A 20691-nucleotide genomic window follows, 5' to 3' on the forward strand; every position below is an offset into this window, starting at 1 on the left:
ACCTGATATAATAACTCGCAGACTATGAATACGATAAAAAGTTTTGTTTTGGCTGGTGTTTGGCTCGCTGGCAGTTTTTCCTGTGTCAGCAAGAGCCCCATCGTTGATGCGCAATCCAATTACAAAGAGGGGGCTGTCCTGCTGGAACCGAAATGGCAACGTAAAAGCACTGCCATTTGGTTCATCGCTCCGATTATCGGTGCCGGTCTGGGAGGGGCGTATGGTTACGAGACAGACGTGTTTGAAGGTCTGGAAAATCAGGAACAAAATGCCATGGCTTACGGTGGTGTCGGTTTGCTTGGTGGGCTGCTTATCGCCGGAGCGGTGAGCAATAGGGGGCCCGGCAAAAGACCGGTAAGCCCGAAGTTGAATGAATTGGATACCTGGACAAAGAAGTACAACCAAAAAAACGGCACGGATTATTCCCTTCTCAGGGTTGAAAAGGATGGTCGCGTGCTACTCACCCCTGAGAAATTGACCCAAAAGTTGGAGCGTTTTCAGTTGGAATACCGGAATGTACATTCCTCCCTTGTTAGCAATCAGCCGGTAGATTGGGATGCGTTGGATAGGTACCGCAGATTTCTTCGGGATCAATCCTTTGAATTTTTCCCGGAGCAGCGGACTGAATTGTCCCGACTTATTACCGACCGGGAACCCGAGGCCGCCTATGCCACCTTACGTGATAAAATGGATAATATTGTAATCAAACCACTGGAATTGGACAATGTATACCTTTTGTCATATCTCAAACAGAATAACCGGACCCTGTATGCCAGGCTGTCTCCTGTCCAGGAAAGCACCCTACAGGAAACCTCTAATAGCTATGCCAGCCGGGTATTTTCTGCCCATTTTGACAGCATTCGTAGTACATCACTCCAGTCGCTGGACAAATCCAACCTGGTATCAATGCAACTTATTGACGATGTTTACAAGCAGCTTTCCAATCAGGCGGGAGGATTTTCGCAGTTGACGGTAGTGGAGGAAATGTTTGCGCAACTTAGGGAATTAAAAGGCGAGGTAGTTTCTGAAAATGAAACGAAAATAAAGGCCAACTTTGATCGATTAAACAGCATTAGCCAACTGATAACGGCAAGGACGCAGTACCTGGGGAATACCGATGAGCGTCCTGCTGTGCAGCGCTTAAATTCCCTGGCGCAATCCATGGAAGCTGAAATACTTGCCGAGGCGAGTAGAAGGGAGGCGGAGCAGGCACGGCTGGCCAGGGAAAGGGAACTGGCAAAATTCCGGGCCCTTATGGACGAGACCACGCCAACCGGGGAACCTACAGAGGCACAAATGCGATTTGCTATTCAAAGGCAAGTAGATTTTAAGAATCAGAAACTGGAAAATCTGGGTAATGCTGAGCTTGATAGCAACAATCCCCTGACCGCTATGCCTGCAATTATGGGAACCTTTTTGAAGGGTACAAAACAATACCTGGAATATTTCCGAAAGATTGCCTGTAAGGAGGCGGCCAGTAAGGGTGGATTTTATTGTGATTATTCTGTCAAGAGAAATGTTAGGGGAGGCATGACCGGAGACATGGTTAATTCCATGATGCGCCAATTTGGAACTGGCATGTCGACCATCGAAAACGGAAGGTTTGTCAAAGTTGATGGTTATTGGATGTTGGTGGAAATCGTGGAGTAATGAAATAACAGGTGAATTAGCCGAAGTACAAAAGATTTGTGGCCACATCGTATAGTATTTTTTGAGTGAATAGCTCAATTTTAGATGCTTCGATTGAAACCTGTTCCTTTTATTCACCTTATTTTATTTTCACCACTACCTGGCTAAACCTGTTTGCCTTGATTGCATACTTAAAATAAAACAAATTCCATTAAATATAGGGAATATTTTCATCAATTATGAACCTTGTTTTTATTCCAATTAGCCAAACCCAAATAACCAGGGGAAAAAAAAAGTGACGATAATGGACCAGCTAAAATATACCGGCATGTAAATGCCAATGGTTTTTGCGACCTGTGCTATTTTTCCCTGTCTGCCAATTACCCGGTAAAGGTGGAAAGTAACCATCAGCAGGTGGATTAGGATCAACACATTGCCGCCCAGAACGGCTGCCCTGTTTGGGGTAATGCCCCATTCGGATATCCGGAATAGGATGGCGGAAAGGGCAATGCCATTGACGATTAAAGTTAGTAGGGATAAGATCAAGAGCACCCAGATTTCCCTTTTGTGTTTTGTGCTGGCAGCAATTTCGGATATCGAAAAAAAGATGATGGCCATTACGCCGATTAATAGGCCATTGAAAACCAATAAGAATTCCCGGTCATTGTAGGGGTCTTTGCCTGAATAAATCATTGCCAGCAAGTAAACCAGCAGCATGAGCAATACCAAAGGAGAGAAAATTCTGGCGATCAGAGGAGACACCTTTCCCACGAGTTGAGGGTTGGTTTGGGTCAGGTAAGTGCCGGCAATGGGTGCTGCACAGAGTCCGAAAATACCAATATAATTAAAATAAAAAGTCTCAATTTGGATACCGATTGTGGCAAAAAGACCGATGGTCAGGGCCGTTAAAAGCCCCCCTGTCGCCAGGATCAATGCGGTCATGATGATGGTGTCGCCATTATACTTCAGGTAGTCTAGCCACTTAACGGGTTGATTAATCCTGCCACCAATGAAAGTCCATCCCAAAAGCACCCAAAGGAAAAGAAGCAAATGGAGACTGGATAGGAGCAGGGTATCGCTATCCGGCAAATCGGGAAATAGATTGATAAAAACCAGACCTAGGATGATGCCCAATGCAAGGGGCGAAATTTTACCTGTGGGCAGTTGGTTTTTACGGATAAAATACGCTGTCAATGCCGGGAAAATAATAAAACCTATATTTCTGGCATAGAAATAATCTTCTTCAATTTGAAGTATAGCTGGTAATTTGGCGATAAAACCTGCTACTGCCGAGATGATGAACAGAAATATCAAATCCTTTCTTGTAGCCCAGTCAAACCCTTCAGGGGAGTAATTCAGCCGTTCATTCCAGCATGCCGCCAGGGGGCTTTCCTTGATTTGCGGGTAAACGGAAATGAATGCCTCTTTAAATGCGGTTTTATTGGACCGGTACAGTTTTTCCAGCTCCCTGGGATCATTGCGCTTTTCGATGATTGCCTTTTTCATGTGATTCATGTTTTTTATAATATTATTTCATTTGCCATAGGTCGGGATAGCCTGACCCTACCTGCCCCGAACCGATTTCGGGGATTTATTTTCAGAGGTATCCCGGATGCCTGATCATACCACCGTATGTCGCTTGCCTCATGCCCGGTTTCATCCGCTTTTTGGCAGTGCTTTTTTTTCTGAAGAACACATTCAAGCAGGAGTTGTAATTTAAAAGAACTTTGTAAATCAAAGTGCTTACAGCCAGTTTTATCATTCAATTTTTGTTTCTGGTTGTCATTGAAATTTTTTTGCTTTTATCTTACACTGGTTTAATTATTCGGAAATTCCTTTTATCAGATTTTCCAAGGCTTCCAAGTGTCCGTCAAAGGCAATTTTGCCTGCTTTGGTCATGAAATATTTTGTATTGGGTTTTCGGCCTACAAAGGATTTTTTTATACCAATAAACTTTTCCTTTTCAAGCGCTTTCAGGTGGCTTGCCAGGTTGCCGTCGGTAAGCTCAAGAAATTCCTTCAGGGAATTGAAATCTACCTGATCATTTACAGCCAGAGAGGACATGATACCGAGCCGTATACGGTTTTCAAACGCTTTATGTAAACCATCTATTGATATTTTCACCTTTCGTACCTGTTGTGCATATAAATTCCGTAAATGATATGTGCCAGGCCAAATCCCATTGCCCAAAGGATGATTGCATAGCTTATAAGCCAGGTGCTGATCAGTCCCAGACTTAACTGAACAAGACCCAAAATCTTCACTTCTTTATAGGTAAAGGTACCGGCATTGTACAAAGCCAAACCATAAAATATCAAGGTGAAGGGAGCCAGTAAGCCAAGAAGACCATTTGTAAGCAGAAATATAAGCAGTACTACTCCGCTGACCAAAGGAACAGCCATATTGCTCAGTAAACGTCTGGCCGTAGCATTCCAGGCCTTCTCACCTCTTTGCACCGCTCTCTTATAAGAAAAAAATATAGCAGTTCCGGATGCCATAATCAGTACGGCAAGTGCCAGAATAATCAACTGGACCAATCCGGTGCTGCCGGAATTTTCTGTAGCCTCGCTTACCGTTACCGGATTAAAATTATAGACTTTAACCGCAATATAGGCTCCGATCAAAGCATAGGTTCCTGCCAATATCCCTGCCCAACCTGATAGCGACATGAATTTAGAGGAACGTTCCATCATGGAGCGGATCTCGGCTATATCGCGTATATGATCCAGATTATTTTTCATTTAAAAGTACTTTTTATTTCAAAGTTAAATCAAATCCAACAACCCTGCAAGATTTGGATAAGAAATTTTCGATGGGCTCTCCAAAAACGAAGCATCATATTTCAGTTGATTGGGATTGAATACAGGAATATTGTTTCAGGCGGCTTCAGCACACTTCCTGCTGTTTTACAGCCTTTCAATCATTATCCCATTTCAAATACTGCCTATTCCCGTACTGCTGAAGCCTCCCCTTTCCGGTTAGTAAGGGTAGTCCTATTAACTGGCCTCTTTTTATTAATTAAAACTCTATCCTGTAACTGATCAAGGGAATTAAAGGTGACTGATAGGCTGTTTGGATGGTTCCATCCATGGGCTCAAAATAGGTTCCGAATATGTTTTTTCGGTTGGTGACATTTTGAACATCAAGGGCCAGGGTGCTGGTTGATTTGGGGCGGTTCCATTTGAGACTTACCCGGAGGTCTGTTCTGAAATAGGCTGGATGCTGCTCCTCGAAAGCTTTTCCCTCCTCAAAAACCGTTTCGTTCCGTGCTATTGATTTTTCCAGGTTTATAGGAGTGGCCCGTAATCCTCCGCCGTAGATACTTTTAATGTTCAGGCCGAAAATCCGGTTTTTCCTCCAATTGAATGCTTTACCTGCAGTCAGGGTAAAGTTTGCATTTCCATTGTACCGTGTATTTCTCCACTTGTTTTCCTGGGTTTTGTAAAGTGAATTGTAAAGCGAAGTCGACAATAAAAAATAGAGGTTTCTGTGGGTAAACTGCTCAAGGGTAAACTCTGCACCATAATTTTTTCCAAACCCTTCGTTGATCAATGGATCTGTCACAAAAGACCATTGTTGGTTGATAATCGCGTAAGTCTCATTGATACCAGGCTTGATCGGAATATCGAACAGGTACTGGTAATAGCCCTCGATCTTAATTCGGAGATAGGTATTTAGCTGTCGGTCATAACCCAGCACGACATGATGGGATTTGGTCAAACCAAGGTTCTCATTGGGTTTGATTATCTGCCCGTTTTCTTCTAATTCGGCAAAATAAGTCCCCAAAGGTTGAACCTGGCTATGCAATCCATATCCAAGATTTAATCGCTGCATTTCATCCAGGGCATAGGTTGCACTTAGTCTGGGCTCTATGGAATTTGAGTGATTCAAAAGGAGTTGCAGGTAATGGACTCCTGCATTCAAAGTCAGTTTCTTTGTCGCCTTGAAATTGATTTGGGAGAAAGCCTGAACACTCTGGGTGCTTCCTTTGGAGTCAATGGCAATTTCAATTTGATCCAAGTCCTTGTTATAACCGTTTTCATGCAGATTGTAGAATAATTGGTTGACATATATGCCGCTTCTTAGATTGGATCGGGAGGAAAGTTTGGCATTCCATACACTGCTGTAGGTGACTTTAGCGTTGCTGAATTTTTCATACGTCCAGTCCTGACGATGATACTGATCGTTGAGCCGGTTTACCTTATCACCGACAGTATTTCCTGAAGCCAATACGGTGGTTTGGAGAAAATTGGATTTGTTGATCATGTAGGCATGTTTAATGCCTACTGCTCCGGTATGCGAAAAGTAGGTTGAACTGTAGCGATCGCTTTCTCCGGTCCAATCCAGGGAGTCCTCCGAAGCATGGTTGTTTTGATCGCTCAAGCCCCCAAATCCAAAGAGGGTGAAGCTGCTTTTTTCACCCGCCGGGAGGTAAAAATTGAAGGATAAATCCTGAAAATTGGTTACGAAGTCTCCAAGGGGAACACCCATTTCAGACAATAATGAAAGTGTAGAATAGCGGTAATTGATCAAATAGGAGCCTTTATAGTTATTGCCAATCGGCCCTTCAGCGGCGATATCCGTCCCTAGAAAACCCGCCTGGAAAGTAAATTCACGCTTTTCGTTATTTCCTTTCCTCAAACTAAGGTCAAAAACCCCGGATAAGGCATTCCCATACTCTGCGGGAAATGCTCCTGTGAGAAAATCAGAATTGGTGAGCAACTGAGAACTTAAGATTGAAATCCCGCCACCTGAGGAGCCCGGATTGACAAAGTGGTTCGGGTTGGGGATATCAATTCCTTCCATTCTCCAATGCAAGCCATTTGGGCTATTGCCACGGATAGAAATGTTGTTGTTGCCATCATCTGTGCCCACCACCCCCGAAAAGGAAGTTGCCATCCGGCCCGGATCGTTGACTGCAGCAGCAAATTTCCTGGTTTCTTCTACTGAAAAAGTCCTTCCGCTTACCCCAACCATATCGTTGACCGTCCGGTCCTTTTCAGTCGCTGTTACCAGAACTTCCTGCATTTGTCCAAAGTCTTCTTCAATCGAAATGTTTAAAACCAACTCTTTTCCGGAATTTACAATGACGTTTGGAAGGATAATTTCTTCATACCCGACAAAACTTACTCTCAAAATGTGGGTACCAACCGGCACTTGCTGGATTTTAAATTCTCCGTCCAAATCAGTAACGGTTCCCATCAGCGGATTGGTATTGAGCAGCACGACGGTAGCACCAGGCAAAGGGGTTTTACTGACCAGATCCACCACTTTGCCTCTTACTGTTTGGGTTAATGTCTGAGCATCAAGTGAATCTGCCGCTAAAAAGCAAGCCACAACAAAAATTTTAGAAAATGTATTCATACCATTAATTTGTCTTTTGTGTTAAAGACAGCTAAATGGATGTTCACCCTTATCCCGCTTGTAAAATTTTTTATAGGGATGGGGTTTTTTGCATTGCTTTCACAAATGTCATATAGAGGCCTAAATGATTGGAGGATTATTCGAACCTTCAAGACTTAATAAACAGCCAGGCAAAGGTTTTTGTACCGTTGAGACCGATAATAAAACCCAACTGATTACCCGAGTTTAGACTTATCCGAACCTTAAGGGCCTGACAGTTAAACTGAGCTGAATAAATTCCCTTTGAGGTGGTTTTTCTACAATCGGATAAGGGTGTTTTGGATAAAGCCAAAATCGGAAGGGTAATTAATCCAGAATTACTTTAAATTCAGGCTGAATACTGTATTTATTCTTTGGCAAGGGTGGATAACTGTAGCCAAAATTCTTCGATTTTTAAAATGGCTTCTAAAAAATCAGCCATATTCAGTGGTTTTTTTACATAACTGTTGGTATGGTGTTCGTAGGCCCGATGAATGTCTTTTTGGTGAGCGGAGGTGGTAAGCATGATCACGGGAATTTTTTTGAGTGTAGGGTCGGATTTGATGTGTGCTAATACCTCATGCCCGTTGAGTATAGGCATATTGATGTCCAGTAATATAAGGTCCGGTTTTTTTGCCTGCCTGTAATTTTCGTTTTGATACAAAAAGTCCAGGGCCTCTTGTCCGTTTCTTGCCACGCTTACTTCAGTTTTGATTTTACTTTCTTCGAAGGCCTCCAGCGTTAGAAGGATGTCCCCTTCATTGTCTTCCACCAATAGGATGTGGGCAGGTCTCATAGGGATTATAGGTTAAATTATGTTTTGTTCAAATGGTTTTTTTGTAAAAGGAGGCCCAATAAATTGGAATAAGATTCTTCTAAACCCGTTCTCCTGATGAATTCTATTTTTCGTAATCCATTTAGATCAACAATCGATACCTGGTCTCTCAAAATATAACTGAAATTTTTTGAATTTAATTGAATACCGGCCTGCTTTTTGTCTGCCATTGAAATCCCTTCCTATCAATTTCTTTGGCAGCCAGTAACTTAAACTACTCAATTTATTCCCGACTGGGCTATTTTGCTTTTGGATTTCCTGAAAGGGAAAGAAGAACCGAAGCCATAACCTTAGGCCTAAAGAAATAACAGTCATAAACCAATTACAAAACTGATAAATGAGGTATTAATGTTTAACGTATCTATTGGTATTATCCATTTAATAATTAATTAGTGAAATAACTGGTAAAACAATTGTAAAACTGATTAATCAGGAGTATATTTGTTTTACCAGTTAAAAAGAGTAAAGAGTACGTATAATGGATAAGCTCACAAAGAAAGAAGAAGAGGTCATGAAAATCCTCTGGAAATTGAAAAAAGCCTTTGTAAAGGACATTGTGGCAGAATTTCCTGACCCTAAACCTCCCTACAATACCGTGTCTTCCCTGGTAAGGATTCTACAGGAAAAAGGAATTGTGGGCTTTAAACAATATGGGAATACCTACGAATATTTCCCCCTGCTCTCAAAAGAAGCCTACAGGAAGCGATACATGAAAGAAATCATCAGCGACTATTTCGACAATTCTTTTTCCAAAGCAGTGGCATCTTTCATGGAAGAGGAAAAACTGGATAAGGAGGAAATTGAAGCGATTATCAAACTCATTAAATCAAAATGACCCATGGAAGCCATCCTTTACTACCTGCTTAAAGTATCAATAGCCACGGTTGTTTTCTTTTGCACCTATCATCTTTTGTTAAAAAAGATCAAGCAATTCGTTTTTAACCGCATTTATTTAGCCGGGTCATTTTTAGCTGCTTTTATCATTCCCCTGATCACCTTTCAATCCACCTCCTATTTCTCTGGCACCACCACCTATTTTTCAGGGAATGGTGGTACCGGTTTTTTGCCTGCGGAGACAAATGTAGCTTCAGATGTAAGCGGAATAGAATTAGCAGGTTTTATCCTTTTTTTGTACCTCTGTGGGCTGGCATTTTATATGGTAAAGTTGATATTTGGTTTTTTTGAGGCTGCCAGGATAAGAAAAAGCTGTACAGAAAAAATAGTTTCCGGCAGGAAGGTTTTGATAACGCAGGAAAAAGACCTGGCTTTCACTTTTATGGACAATATTATAATAGGAAAAAATTTACTCCATCACCCGTCTTTGGAAATGATTTTGAACCATGAAGTTGTTCATTCCCGGGAACGGCATTTCTTCGATATAATCCTGGCCGAATTCCTTTTGATCCTACAGTGGTATAACCCCATTGCCAGATTTCAAGCCCAGGCCATCAGAAATAATCTGGAATTCCGGGCAGATGAGAGGGTGATCAAAGAGTCAGATAAACAGGACTACCAGTTGACCATGCTGCCCATGGCCATGAATCGCATCAATTTTCAGTTATTTACTGCGATTAATTCAAGTAACCTTCAAAAACGAATCATCATGATGAATACAAAAAATAAAAACCGGTATGCCAACCTGACAAGGTTGGCCATTGTGCCCATATTTGCCCTTCTGCTGGTATCGCTTTCCGGGAAAAAAACGGTAAGGATCAGCGAAAGCGGGTCGGATCTTGAGCCATCAAGTGAGCTAATGCAGGAAAGACCATCAGACCCTTTCCATTCCAAAAGCGAGATAATTAGGTTTTTTTCAGAGAACTTAAAATATCCAGCGGAGGCACGCAAAGCCGTTCTTACCGGAAAGGCACGTATTTATGCCAAGGTCAATCCTGATGGCCACATCGGTGAAGTCCTGGATGTTAGGCCCGAAGAGGATTATTTGGAATTTGATGAAATAGTCGTTATTGGATATACAAATAATGGTGCTGAGGAACTCAAAAAGACAAAATCCTATAGCCATCCAAGCCTTTTGGCAGAGGGTAAAAGGGTAGTGGAATCCCTACCGAGATTGGAAATTGCCGACCTTCAGGGTAAACTGGTCCAGTTTAATTTTAAATTCGATTTACAATAAAGTAATTGAAAACGTATTTATTTCATCTCAGCAATCCTATGGGCTTTAAAGTGCCCGGTTTGGTTTGAATTTTGGGTGAATCCAGTTCTGGTTTCTCCCTAAGAACCAACCAACAATAGGAAAGTAAAGCGGATGAGGTTCATTATCCTTCTGCAAAGGCTCAAATTAAAGTCATGGTATTATTGAGTACATTTGAACTTCATCTCTTTTTTATTAACCAGAGTAAGACTGAATTTCGTTAAAAAGCCGTCATTCCGAGACCTAACATTTTAAAAAAGCGCAGAAATCGGGGTGGCGAAGGGGTTTTTGGAATATGTCAGAATTTAGGGATGTTCGTTGTATCAGGATTTAAAATTAGTTTTTTGGAAAGATATATATCTCATTGGTCAATGGATAATTGGGAGTTAAAGGTTATTTTTGGTATTTTAACTTGTTTATATTGTACTTTTTCCTTGATGAAAAAGTACCAAACCCGCCTCCCGGAGGGCAGGAAATCAAGACAAAAAAATCCTTCACCCCACAAACCTCCCGCACCCTCCCGAAAAAAATCGGGACAGGCTCGGTTTTTTGTCTTGCCTGCGCTCTTTGCGTAATTAAATATTATTCTTCAATTTTAATTGGACTCCACCTTTTTTAAAAATAGTTTTATTCGCGTTATCGGTAGGCTTAAAGAGCGTTTTTAGCGGAAAAAACCATAGGAATCTGGACCAACGAGACTGCCACAACCTATCCCAACTCCTATATCCACGACAAAGGGTTCGCAGTGACGATTCAATTGGTATTTATTGACGATCTTAATTCGAACTCATCAGATTATAAAGTGATAATATTTACCCAAAAAAACTCCAGCTTTTATAGTTGAAGTAATTATTTTTTTATTTAGTTTTGGCAGGATTTTTAACTTTTAATAAATTTTTATGTATTCCTATTTTAAAAGATTCTTTCACTTATTGTTGTTAAATGCTGTTCTGTTTCTTTCTTGCAGTGAAGAGACATCCCCCCCAATCCCGGTTAGCACGAAAGTTACTTTTTCAATTGACTTATTGGAATTTGATGCTGAAAATGGCAGACTAACCAATACAAGAATTGAAAATATCTCAACCATTTCTCTTACTATAGGCAATGAGGAGGAAGGAGAAACAAAGATTGAAAAGACCGTTGGTAAGCTAGTTGATAATGGTACGGCTTTGGAGGTCGAAGGAATCGAACTTTTCTCCGGAGAATATTATTTGTCAGAAATATTGATCAAGGATAATGAAGGTTTGGTCCTTTATGCCACTCCTCTCCAGGGGTCAACACTGGATAAGGACTTTCCCAATTCCTTACCCTTTAACTTTACCATTTCCGAAAGCACACAACGCATCGCTGACATACAGGTATTGAATACAATGGGGTGGAATCCTGAAGATTTTGGGTTCGCCGGAATTGAGCTTGCTTTTAAGGAGGGTCCGGATTGCGATGGAGGGGTTTTCGAAGGAAACGTTTCATTCACTAGTCAGGGCGAAATCAATGAATTTGCAAGTCTCTGCCATACGGAAATAAATGGTGATTTGAGAATTAGTATTTTCGATAGGCCTCTGGATTTGACACCGCTAAGCTCTTTGAAAGCCATCAATGGTACTTTGTATATCTGGGGGGCACAGTACATTCCGAGACCAGTTAATACACTGGTATCACTGGAAGGCTTGCACAATGTCACACAGGTGAGCGTTATTTCCTTTCATTATTTATATGATCTCCAATCTCTGGAGGGGTTGAGGGGGCTCAAAGAGGTTGAATTGTTTTACATGAATGAAGTAACCAAAGTACGAAACCTGAAAGGGTTGGAAAATCTTGAAACATGTCGTTTGTTAAGAATTGAAGACTTTACTAGTATAGTCAACCTGGAAGGCCTATCGGCCCTTTCCCAATTGGATTTCCTGCAGCTCACTAAATTACCTGAACTGACCTCTTTTCAGGGAGCAAGCTCTCTGTCACATATTGGTTCTCTTCAACTCTTCCGTCTTGATAAATTAACAAGCTTGGCTGGAAGCTTTAATCCCGTGCCGCAGGAAATAAATACTCTTTCTTTAAACAGCATTCCCCTGAAAGATTTAAAAGGTCTTTTTTCTGAAGACCTAAGGATAAAGGATGGGCTTGGGATAGTCCGTTTGGAGCAAATTGAGAGCCTGGAGGGATTATTTTTCACTGAAGAAATAGAAGTGGTGAATATTTCCTTTAATGACAAGCTAAGAGATATCAACGAATTATCTGGCATCAAGACAATAAAAAATATGATGGAAATCACTGGTAATGAGCTATTGGAAAGTCTCGATGGACTGGAATCGTTGGAAAGCATTTCCGGCGCTGCAGCCACAACCCTTAAGATAACAAATAATCCAGCTCTGACAGATTTTTGCGGCATAAAGCCTTTATTGGAAAAGAAGCCCGACCTTGGTGTAGTGATAGTTGAAAATGGATTTAACCCTTTGCCCGCTGAAATTGCTGAGGGAAATTGTTTGATGGATTAAATTTGAAATCGGAAAAGGAATTTAAGGCCGCTTCGCAGGAGCGCAGTATCCTTATTCCCTGATAAAATTAGTCTATCGCTTCAGTTTTATTTTTAGCCAATGCTTGAATCCTGGAGAAATTATTTCCAAGCTGTCCATTTTGGATATGCTACACTAAGGGATTCGATCTGATTAATATTATTTTTGGTGCCTGCCGGGGACATTTTGGGTAAGGGCTGTTACAAACACAATTTCATACCCATTTGCGGGCTTTTGAGTACTGCTACAGGGACCTGATAATTGAACAGAAGGTGAGGGAAACAAAGAGTAGACCTACCTACAAAAACGATTTATTCATGGCATGGTGAAAGTTTATTGGGTCATTTCTTCAAAGAGTATTTCTACCACCTTATCAATGGTTTCGGGCGTATTTTTCACTTTTTTTGGTAGTGCCCGCCGGATGGTTCCTACCCAAATAGCCTGTTCGGATTTGTTTTCTACCAGGTGCAAGGTTAAGGTGCCCTCCTTATAGGTACCTACCTGGACCTCTTCTACTTTCCAGGTATAGGACCGCTGACCGATATACATGAAGGGATCCGTTGCCAGGTTAGTCTCTCTTGTTTGTACTTTTTCCGTTACCACGATCCCGAGGTTGATCTTAAGGTCCGGATTGGAAGTAGTCTGTCGTAGGCCTTCATTTTGCATTTCCGTGGCGATGGCCTTTTGAAGGTATTGGATATTCTTTTTAAACTCCGGATTTTCGGAATTTTCGGCATCAATTTGAAAAAAATCAAAGGTTTGGTAAATGCTCATGTCCACTGGTCCATACCCAGCTGAATCGACTAGTACCGGACTACTTCGGCATCCGGCAAGTATCAATAGCAAAAGTATTGAGAAGTAAAGCATCGGGGAATTCTTTTTCATGATCCGTTTTGTTTTATTCATCAGAATTCATCAATAAATGGTAGTTCCTGCAAGGTGATGTTTCGTAAAGTGCTGTGAATATAGTTGTCCAGTTGCATGAATTTTGCAGCATCTCTTGCGGAGGTGACCTTTTTGAATTTCTTGTAGTATTTCTGGTGCAGCTTGTTTCTGGCGGCGGAATTTTTCATTATGCCTTTGGAGAGCGAATCTGCAATTTCATTGTCGATATTCTCGTAATTGTTCAGGTATTGATTGATCAGCAAGAGGCGTTCCCGGGCAAGCAGCTGCCGCGCTCCTTCGTATTGCTGGTAGATGGTCCAAAAGCCCGGTGCCAGTGATTCGGGCAGATCCATAACTGCCTCCACCAATTGCTTTTTACCCATTCCGAATTCGGCCTGGATAAGGGTGATTTCATCGGTGATGTCCTGGGCAAATGCCAGATTGCCTGCCGAAAAGGCCATCAGGATAAGGAGTACGGTTTTTTTCATGATGGTAATTTTTTGGTTACTAATTGTTTGGTGAGTGGTATTTTGATCAAAAGCTCTCGAATAATGGTACAAATAATAAAACCTGCCTTCCAATACGTCCTTGCGGAATCTTTGCCATTAAGCAGTGCATTTTATTCATTTTTTCATTTAATTCTGGGGTATGCGGAAGACCAGCCCTCCATCAAAACCGAATTGAAACATGCTGGAATAGGAATTTAAACCAACACCGGAACCTCCGGTGCCGAAGTAAAAACCTCCCCCCATGGATTGAACGGCCGAAAAAAGCGAGGCCTGCGCCCGAAAAGCCAGGTTTTCGATCAGCCATAAATTAATTCCTCCCCGGGCACTGTAGGCAAGTTTGGTGGTAGACCGTTCGTTTTTCGTATCGGGATTGGTCAGCGAAAATATGCCCATTCCCAGCCCAATTCCGGCGAATGGTTCCAAATGCTCGCTTATAGGGAAATAGCGTGTACCATTCAGCATCAGCCAGTTGAGCCGCAAATCAAAATCGGTTTGCCGGACTTGTCCGCCTGATAGAATGTCATCCAGGTAAACCGTCGGGGCATTGGTGTTTTGCCGGAGATACTGAATTTCCAATCCCCCTCTATCGGGAATAAGGTATTCGATGCCACCTCCTAAACGGCCTCCATCCTGGATCTGCCCGTCATAATAGGAGCTCCTGGAAAAGTAGGAATCCACCCTGTCCTTAAATACATATCCGCCGTATAGATTAACGCGAATTTCCTGGGCATGTACCCATTGGATAAGTCCGGATAAAAGTAAAATGAGTATGCTTTTTTTCATGGGATTAATTTATTGTTGCGAGTTATCGGGCATGTTTTCATCTAAAGGACCACCACCCATTGCCTTGTAAAAGCGGATATATGCCGAAAGCAAGGATTGCCTGAGCTGCACCAGGCTTAGCTCCGCATCAAAAGCCTGTCGCTGGGATTCCAATACCTCCAGGTAGCTGGTCACCCCTTGCGAATACCGCTCTCCGCTGAGATACTGGGCACTTAATGCCGATTTCTTTCTTTCATCGGCTGCCAATAGCTCCTGATTCAGTGTGGTAATTTCCACCTTCACATCTTCCACTTCCCGCAAGGCATTTAGTACTGTATTTTCGAAAGCAAACAACTGCTGGTATCCTATACTTTGTTCGATGTCTACCCTCCGTTGGAGTTGCCCCCAAAAAAATAAGGGTCCCATCAATTGTCCGCCGATGTTCCATAAAGGGTTGGATAAATCCCATTCCCGAAAATCATCGGTGATGATTCCCAGGGTAGCATTCAGGCTTATGGTCGGCAGCCTGCTGGCCTTGGCCGCACCTACCTGTGCATTTTGGGCCATAAGTTGAAATTCTGCCTCCAGAATATCAGGTCGGTTTTCAAGCAGGTCTTTGGGGGAAAACCGGTTGATGTCCAGGTCGGTCTGAAGTTCGGGCAGGGAACGGCCAGCAGGCAAACGCCTTGGATTTCTGCCTACCAGAAAATTGAGGGCGTTTTCCAGTTGAATGGATTTTCTATGGAATTTAGGTACTGATCCGGCAGCAATGGTCTTTAATATATTGGATTGCTCCACATCAGTTTGCTGAAGCATGCCTTTGTCAAACCTCTGTACGATGATGCGGTGCATGCTGTCCCTCAGGGCAAGGTTTCTTTCGGCAATTTCAAGCTCTTCCAGCGCCTGCAGCCAATTGAAATAAGTGGTAGCCACATCTGTGATCAGCGATAACTGCAGGCTTTTCAGTCCATACTGGCTTGCCAGCAGGTTGTATCTGGCGGCATCTGATAAATTCCGCAGCCGGCCCCAAAAATCAATTTCCCAATTCAGGCCTGTTCCTGCAATGAAAAGCTCATTGGTTTGGCCGATCTGGTTAAAAAGAAAGTTTCCACGGTCGGCAGATGCCTGAGCGCCTACTTTAGGTAACATATCTGCATTTTGAAACCTCAGGGCGTACCGATTTTGCATTACCCGTTCCGCAGCAATGGCAGCGTTCCTGTTGTACCGCAGGGAAGTTCTGATCAGCGTATCCAACAAAGGGTCTTCAAAAAGCTGCCACCATTCCAGATTGGCATCTCCGACTTTTTGTAAATCCAGGGTGTTGACGCTATCGGTAATGGCTTGCTCTGTCTCAGAAAGCGATGGGTTGAATTTTATTGGAATTTCCAAATCTACTCCCATATATGGTTTGCCAGCTTTGCAGGCAGCAAGTAGTGAAACCAAAAGAATGCTTTGAAGGATCTTTTTCATGCTTCTGATGGATTTGAAGTTGCGGACATTGCTCTTCTTTTCTCATATTTAAAGACTTTTCCTACCATGATGAAAAGCATGGGGTAAAGGAAAATTCCCAAAAAAGTGGCCAATCCTATTCCGCCAAGAAGTGCCATTCCCATTACTTTTCGGGCTTCGGCCCCCGATCCCGATGCTAAAATCAAGGGAAGAATGCCCAAAACAAAAGAAAACACCGTCATCAGGATTGGGCGGAAGCGCAATCGGGCCGCTTCGATCGCAGCATCAAAAAGAGAAAGCCCTTCGTCAAATTTCATCTTCGCAAACTCCACGATCAATATGGCGTTTTTGGCAGCCATTGCGATCAGGAGAATGAGGGAAATTTGCGCAAAAATGTTGTTTTCAAAGCTCAGACTAAATGTGCGAGCCAGTGCCAAAAACAAGAAGGCCCCAAACAAAGCAAAAGGGGTGCCTAGCAGGATGCTCAAGGGCAGGGACCAGCTTTCGTATTGAGCCGCCAATATCAGGAATACCAGAAAGAAGGAGAAAGCGAAAATGAGTCCTGCCGACCCGGAAGAAGCCTTCTCCTGGAAGCTCATTCCGCTCCAGCTGAATTCCATGTTTTCAGGAAGCACTTCCCTGGCAACCTCTTCTAATGCGTTCAAGGCCTGAATGGAACTATAACCTGTAGCCGGGATACCAGTGACTTCTGCCGAACGGAACAAGTTGAAACGGTTGGTGTATTCCGGGCCACTGACCTCGTTGACTTTCAGAAAGGTGCTGATGGGAACGGACTCTCCGTCGTAGTTTTTCACGTAAAAGAGATCTAGTCCGTGTTCGTTTTGCCGGTATTCCGATTCTGCCTGAATATAGGCCCGGTAGGTTCTGCCAAATTTTGAAAAATCATTGACATAAGCTCCTCCCAGGAAGGCACCAAAAGTCTGGTAAAGGTCCTGCAAATTCACGCCGGTTTTCAACACCTTATCGGTATCCAGTTCGATAAACCTTTGGGGCACTGAGGCTTGATACTGGGTGGAGGCGCGGGCAATTTCAGGCCGCTGGTTGGCAGCGGCGATAAAGGCACGGGTATGTTGGAAAAGATATTGGGGATCTTCCCCGATTTTGTCCTGGATCATCAGGCTGAAACCAGAGCCGGAACCCAATCCGGGAATTGCTGGCGGACCAAACGCAAAAGTGATGGCATCTTTAATTTCCAGGGATAGGATGCCATTTATTTTTTTGTGCGACTAATTTGGCTGTCTGATCTCCTCGTTCATCCCAGTCTTTCAGGGAAATAAACATAAAGGCCGCATTGGTACTCAGGGCATCAGCCAGCATGTTGTAGCCTACTGCGGATGAATAAGTTTCGATTTCGGGTATTTTGGCAAGTAGTTCTTCTATTCTTTTTACCACTTCATCTGAGCGTTGCAAACTGGCCGCATTGGGCAGCTGCGCACTCAGAAAAATATAGCCTTGATCTTCCTCCGGTATGAAACCACCTGGCAACCTTGCTCCCAGAACGGCTGCTGCAAGCAGGGTGAATAGGATGAAAACAGCTCCACGCATCAGTTTTCCTGAAATCACCGTGGTAAAAGAGGTATAAGATAGGGTAGTTTTGTCAAATGCCCGGTTAAACCGGTCAAAAAACCTTTGGAGCAAGTTTTTACTTTTTACCTCCTCAGACTTTGGTTTCAATATCAGCGAACAGAGGGCAGGAGAAAGAGAAAGTGCATTGATACTGGAAATGATCACCGATACCGCAATGGTAATGGCAAACTGCTGGTACAATTTACCTGTAATTCCCGCAATTCCGACCACCGGTACAAAAACCGCCACCAATACCAGGCTTGTGGCAATAATGGGCGCGGTCACTTCACCCATGGCCTCGGTAGTGGCTTTTTTCACCCCCAGGCCCTGTTCCATTTTAACCTGGACCGCCTCTACCACTACAATGGCATCGTCTACCACGATGCCAATGGCCAAAACCAAGCCCAGCAGCGACAATACATTGATACTGAAACCCAACATTGGAAAAAGCATAAAGGCACCGATCAGGGAGATGGGCACCGCCAGTGTTGGGATCAGGGTAGCCCGCCAGTCCTGGATGAATAGGAATACCACCAATATTACCAAAACCAAAGCGATGATCAGGGTTTCTATAATTTCATCAATGCCCGCTACGATGGGCTTGGTGGCATCCAGTGAAATTCCATAGTCGATGCCTTCCGGAAAGCCTTGTGAGAGGGCTTCCAGTTCTTTTTTTACGTCTTCGGCTACTTGCACTGCATTTGAGCCAGGGGATTGGTAAATTGAGATCAGGGCCGCATCCGAGCCGTTGGTACGCGTAAAGGCACTGTAACTTTCCGTTCCCAGTTCTACCCGGGCGATGTCTTTGAGCCGAACCTGCGATCCATCCGGGTGGGTTCTGACCACGATTTCCTGGAAGGCCTCTTCCGTTTGCAGACGTTCCGGTAGCCGGACCACATAGGTGAATTCGGTGCCCGGTGGTGCCGGTTCGGCCCCCAGCTTACCCCCTGGCACAATGGTGTTCTGAGCGCGTATAGCCTGTGTAATTTCACTGATGGTAAGGCCCAACCTGGAAAGGCGGTCGGGTTGCACCCAGATGCGCATGGAATAATCTGAGGCGCCAATCACACTCACCCTTCCTACACCTGGTATCCGCGCCAGCCGGTCCTTGATATTGATCATGGCATAATTGCCCAGGAATTGTTGATCGTAGGACTGGGTAGGAGAAACCAGGGAGATTAAAAGCAGGGTGTTGGACATGGACTTCTCTGTGGTTACCCCCATTCGGGTAACTTCTTCAGGAAGCTTGGCCATGGCAGAGGATACGCGGTTTTGGGTAAAAACGGTGTTCATGTCCGGGTCCGTTCCAATATCAAAGGTGACCTGAATGCCCATGGTGCCGTCATTGGAATTGGTAGATTTCATGTAGATCATGTTTTCCACCCCGTTAATCTGTTGTTCCAGTGCCGTGGCTACGGATTGCTCCACCGATATGGCATTGGCACCGGTGTATTTGGCACTTACACGGACTACGGGAGGCGTGATGTCCGGGTATTGCTCTATGGGTAGGGTGGAAAGGGATACCAGCCCCACCGTAACGGTGATAATGGAAATCACTATGGCCACTATAGGCCTTCTGACGAAAAAATGATGCTGCGAATCATTCATTGGTTTACCGGGTTGAATGAAACAAGTTCAGGACTTACTTTCTGACCGGATTGAACGGCCATCAATCCCTCCAACAAAACTTTTTCACCTTTTTCCAAACCGGATTTGATGACGAACATGTCCTGGTACTCGTCCAAAAGTTCTACCCGCTTCTGGGTAACAAGACCGTCCGAACCAACGGTAAAAACATTGTAAAAACCCTGTAGTTCTACCACGCAGCGCTGGGGTACAACCAATGCCTGCTCCAGTAGGGTGACAATACTTTTTACTTTCCCAAACTGACCGGGGCGGATCAGGCCATCGGGATTAGGGAAAATGCTTTGCACCAGAATGGTACCGGTCCCCGGGTCCACATTTCTGTCCAGAAAGGTGATTTTACCTGTATAGGGAAATTTCTCCCCATCCGCCAGATACAATTCCAGTGGATGACTGATGCGATTCAGCCCCGCTTCCCCATCCTGCATCAGTTGCTTGTAAAAAGCAATGTAGTCCTTTTCGTTGAGGAAAAACTCCACCACCACACTGTCGATTTTGGAAATGGTATTTAAAATTACCGGGTTAGGACTTTTTCCCACATACTCCCCCTCTTTCGCTTTTGTTTTCCCGATGATGCCACTTATGGGTGCATATATGTTGGCGTAACCCAGGTTTACTTTAGCCAGATTCAAATTGGCTTCCGCAGCCTTTACCGCTTCTTCTGAGGCATCCCTCCGGGCCATGGCAGCGTCAAGGTCTCTTTTGCTAATGGCATTGATGTCAGCCAGAGGGGCTATTCTCGCCAGATCGTTTTCAGCATTAACCCGATTTACTTCTGCTTCCGACAACATGCTTTCCTCCCTGCTAACACTAAGTCGAAAGGGATGGTCATCTATGCTGTAAAGGAGTTGGCCTTTGCTGACGGTGAGGCCTTCACGAAAATGAATCTTTTCTACAAAACCATCTACCCGGGCACGGATAGGAATATCTGCTTTACCGTATACCTGACCTACAAACTCTTTATACAAGGGTACCTGTTTTTCCTGCACTTCTACTGCCTTCAGATTTGGAATGGCTTCCTGTTGCACTTCCTTTTTTCTGCAGGAGAGGAGAAAAAGGAAAAAGGATATATAAAATAGCGGATAAAACTTTTTCATGCCGGTTAGTTTTCTGGAAACATGCCCATAATTAAGATTTAATTTTGAGAACAATATACTTATGATTTGGATGAAATCAATTGGTTTTAAAATATTAATATAAAAAAAATTGACTTTGTAATATAAAATACATATAACTTTAATGATTTTATAAAGGACTGTAAATTAGTATATAACATTATTACCCATAGAGATAACCGAGTTTTTATTACTTTATTTAATGCCGTTTATGTAAACAAGTGGAATTTTTTTA

At 43.4% G+C, this 20691-nt stretch carries 16 protein-coding genes; 4 read left to right on the forward strand and 12 right to left on the reverse strand.

Annotated elements, in window-relative coordinates; all coding sequences use genetic code 11:
* The first annotated feature begins 24 nt into the window (after nucleotides 1-24).
* Complete coding sequence (locus tag G9Q97_RS02900; RefSeq protein ID WP_166142939.1) at nucleotides 25-1650, forward strand: hypothetical protein; 1626 nt, start codon at nucleotides 25-27, stop codon at nucleotides 1648-1650.
* Between the two features lie 240 nt (nucleotides 1651-1890).
* Here the strand turns inward: G9Q97_RS02900 and G9Q97_RS02905 are convergent, their stop codons facing one another.
* The 5 genes from G9Q97_RS02905 to G9Q97_RS02925 all read right to left on the reverse strand — a co-directional run bounded on the left by G9Q97_RS02905 (nucleotide 1891) and on the right by G9Q97_RS02925 (nucleotide 7807).
* The gene (locus G9Q97_RS02905) at nucleotides 1891-3135 is read right to left on the reverse strand and encodes a hypothetical protein (protein ID WP_166142941.1); all 1245 of its coding nucleotides are present in this window, start codon (nucleotides 3133-3135) and stop codon (nucleotides 1891-1893) included.
* A 315-nt stretch (nucleotides 3136-3450) separates the two neighbouring features.
* A complete protein-coding gene (locus G9Q97_RS02910; RefSeq protein ID WP_166142943.1) occupies nucleotides 3451-3753 on the reverse strand; it encodes a winged helix-turn-helix domain-containing protein in 303 nt (100 codons plus the stop codon).
* Complete coding sequence (locus G9Q97_RS02915) at nucleotides 3750-4370, reverse strand: hypothetical protein (RefSeq protein WP_166142945.1); 621 nt, start codon at nucleotides 4368-4370, stop codon at nucleotides 3750-3752. The genes G9Q97_RS02910 and G9Q97_RS02915 overlap by 4 nt, the downstream gene beginning before the upstream one ends.
* 277 nt (nucleotides 4371-4647) lie before the next feature.
* Nucleotides 4648-6993, reverse strand: coding sequence for a TonB-dependent receptor (locus G9Q97_RS02920; RefSeq protein ID WP_166142947.1), 2346 nt, complete (start codon nucleotides 6991-6993; stop codon nucleotides 4648-4650).
* 385 nt (nucleotides 6994-7378) lie between these two features.
* Nucleotides 7379-7807 carry a response regulator gene (locus tag G9Q97_RS02925; protein WP_166142949.1) on the reverse strand — a complete coding sequence of 143 codons (429 nt, stop codon included), beginning with the start codon at nucleotides 7805-7807 and terminating at the stop codon, nucleotides 7379-7381.
* A gap of 517 nt (nucleotides 7808-8324) precedes the next feature.
* Between G9Q97_RS02925 and G9Q97_RS02930 the strand changes: the two genes are divergently transcribed.
* From G9Q97_RS02930 to G9Q97_RS02940, 3 genes are all read left to right on the forward strand, one after another.
* Entirely contained in the window at nucleotides 8325-8681 is a 357-nt protein-coding gene (locus G9Q97_RS02930; protein ID WP_166142951.1) for a BlaI/MecI/CopY family transcriptional regulator, read from the forward strand.
* A gap of 3 nt (nucleotides 8682-8684) precedes the next feature.
* A complete protein-coding gene (locus G9Q97_RS02935; protein WP_166142953.1) occupies nucleotides 8685-9977 on the forward strand; it encodes a M56 family metallopeptidase in 1293 nt (430 codons plus the stop codon).
* A gap of 917 nt (nucleotides 9978-10894) precedes the next feature.
* Nucleotides 10895-12487: a leucine-rich repeat domain-containing protein gene (locus G9Q97_RS02940; RefSeq protein WP_166142955.1), complete on the forward strand. Its 1593-nt coding sequence runs from the start codon at nucleotides 10895-10897 to the stop codon at nucleotides 12485-12487.
* A 351-nt stretch (nucleotides 12488-12838) separates the two neighbouring features.
* On the opposite strand, the gene G9Q97_RS02945 is transcribed toward G9Q97_RS02940, so the two are convergent.
* From G9Q97_RS02945 to G9Q97_RS02970, 7 genes are all read right to left on the reverse strand, one after another.
* Complete coding sequence (locus G9Q97_RS02945) at nucleotides 12839-13390, reverse strand: DUF4136 domain-containing protein (protein WP_166142957.1); 552 nt, start codon at nucleotides 13388-13390, stop codon at nucleotides 12839-12841.
* A 20-nt stretch (nucleotides 13391-13410) separates the two neighbouring features.
* Nucleotides 13411-13878: a hypothetical protein gene (locus tag G9Q97_RS02950; protein ID WP_166142959.1), complete on the reverse strand. Its 468-nt coding sequence runs from the start codon at nucleotides 13876-13878 to the stop codon at nucleotides 13411-13413.
* Nucleotides 13879-14025: 147 nt separating this feature from the next.
* Entirely contained in the window at nucleotides 14026-14682 is a 657-nt protein-coding gene (locus tag G9Q97_RS02955; RefSeq protein ID WP_166142961.1) for an outer membrane beta-barrel protein, read from the reverse strand.
* A gap of 9 nt (nucleotides 14683-14691) precedes the next feature.
* The gene (locus tag G9Q97_RS02960; RefSeq protein WP_166142963.1) at nucleotides 14692-16131 is read right to left on the reverse strand and encodes an efflux transporter outer membrane subunit; all 1440 of its coding nucleotides are present in this window, start codon (nucleotides 16129-16131) and stop codon (nucleotides 14692-14694) included.
* Entirely contained in the window at nucleotides 16128-17273 is a 1146-nt protein-coding gene (locus G9Q97_RS25160; protein ID WP_262889454.1) for an efflux RND transporter permease subunit, read from the reverse strand. The genes G9Q97_RS02960 and G9Q97_RS25160 overlap by 4 nt, the downstream gene beginning before the upstream one ends.
* Nucleotides 17274-17316: 43 nt before the next feature.
* Nucleotides 17317-19305 (reverse strand): efflux RND transporter permease subunit, encoded by a 1989-nt coding sequence (locus tag G9Q97_RS25165; RefSeq protein WP_262889455.1) that lies wholly within the window; start codon nucleotides 19303-19305, stop codon nucleotides 17317-17319.
* A complete protein-coding gene (locus tag G9Q97_RS02970; RefSeq protein WP_166142965.1) occupies nucleotides 19302-20438 on the reverse strand; it encodes an efflux RND transporter periplasmic adaptor subunit in 1137 nt (378 codons plus the stop codon). Before G9Q97_RS02970 ends, G9Q97_RS25165 begins: the two co-directional genes overlap by 4 nt.
* Nucleotides 20439-20691 lie beyond the last annotated feature (253 nt).

The organism is Cyclobacterium plantarum, assembly GCF_011290685.1.
Lineage (GTDB): Bacteria > Bacteroidota > Bacteroidia > Cytophagales > Cyclobacteriaceae > Cyclobacterium > Cyclobacterium plantarum.

Bases quoted from the DNA above. Each gene is read 5' to 3' on its own strand.
- G9Q97_RS02900 (WP_166142939.1), top strand. From the start codon at position 25: ATGAATACGATAAAAAGTTTTGTTTTGGCTGGTGTTTGGCTCGCTGGC.
- G9Q97_RS02905 (WP_166142941.1), bottom strand. From the start codon at position 3,135: ATGAAAAAGGCAATCATCGAAAAGCGCAATGATCCCAGGGAGCTGGAA.
- G9Q97_RS02915 (WP_166142945.1), bottom strand. From the start codon at position 4,370: ATGAAAAATAATCTGGATCATATACGCGATATAGCCGAGATCCGCTCC.
- G9Q97_RS02920 (WP_166142947.1), bottom strand. From the start codon at position 6,993: ATGAATACATTTTCTAAAATTTTTGTTGTGGCTTGCTTTTTAGCGGCA.
- G9Q97_RS02925 (WP_166142949.1), bottom strand. From the start codon at position 7,807: ATGAGACCTGCCCACATCCTATTGGTGGAAGACAATGAAGGGGACATC.
- G9Q97_RS02930 (WP_166142951.1), top strand. From the start codon at position 8,325: ATGGATAAGCTCACAAAGAAAGAAGAAGAGGTCATGAAAATCCTCTGG.
- G9Q97_RS02935 (WP_166142953.1), top strand. From the start codon at position 8,685: ATGGAAGCCATCCTTTACTACCTGCTTAAAGTATCAATAGCCACGGTT.
- G9Q97_RS02940 (WP_166142955.1), top strand. From the start codon at position 10,895: ATGTATTCCTATTTTAAAAGATTCTTTCACTTATTGTTGTTAAATGCT.
- G9Q97_RS02945 (WP_166142957.1), bottom strand. From the start codon at position 13,390: ATGAAAAAGAATTCCCCGATGCTTTACTTCTCAATACTTTTGCTATTG.
- G9Q97_RS02950 (WP_166142959.1), bottom strand. From the start codon at position 13,878: ATGAAAAAAACCGTACTCCTTATCCTGATGGCCTTTTCGGCAGGCAAT.
- G9Q97_RS02955 (WP_166142961.1), bottom strand. From the start codon at position 14,682: ATGAAAAAAAGCATACTCATTTTACTTTTATCCGGACTTATCCAATGG.
- G9Q97_RS02960 (WP_166142963.1), bottom strand. From the start codon at position 16,131: ATGAAAAAGATCCTTCAAAGCATTCTTTTGGTTTCACTACTTGCTGCC.
- G9Q97_RS25165 (WP_262889455.1), bottom strand. From the start codon at position 19,305: ATGAATGATTCGCAGCATCATTTTTTCGTCAGAAGGCCTATAGTGGCC.
- G9Q97_RS02970 (WP_166142965.1), bottom strand. From the start codon at position 20,438: ATGAAAAAGTTTTATCCGCTATTTTATATATCCTTTTTCCTTTTTCTC.